General features: G+C 34.7%; 1 protein-coding gene. It reads left to right on the top strand.

The genetic code is table 11. The annotated features are described in order from the left end of the window. On the top strand, positions 1–183 hold a 183-nt coding region (locus DZ860_RS25415), incomplete at its 5' end, for a hypothetical protein (RefSeq protein ID WP_207890687.1). Positions 184–504 lie beyond the last annotated feature (321 nt).

The raw sequence follows: 504 nt of genomic DNA on the forward strand, positions 1-504 counted from the left end.
ATTGAAATCATTCATCCAACCATCTATAATCACAACAATGATGAGAATAACAATGAAGTGAGTGTTGCATCTGACTTTAGCTTCTTCTTCTTCTCCTCTCAATCTTTATATTTTTCGGTTGCTTTCAATTTATATCAATTCAATAATGATTGTAATGTGTTCATTTTCAATGTTACATCATGACAATCAACTACTAGATCGTCTTGTTCATCTTGTTGAGTTGAATTGATTTGATTTAATTGAGAGCACTATTCCTGTTGTTGTTGTTGTTGTTGTTGTCGATGATGATGATGATGATGTTGTTGTTGTTGTTGTTCATCTTCTTCTAATAGATTTTTGCTATTTGTATTTGTTTCAGACAATCAGTAGAATGGTGATGGTGCCACTCATACCACGATGACACTCGCTGTTCAAATAATAATTCTGTGTTGGATCTGGAAAATAAAGAACGAGGCTGAGTGGATTGGAGAATTGTGGTCGATCACCGATGCTCAATTGGCGGTG

Source organism: Vibrio sinensis (assembly GCF_003605645.1).
GTDB lineage: Bacteria > Pseudomonadota > Gammaproteobacteria > Enterobacterales > Vibrionaceae > Vibrio > Vibrio sinensis.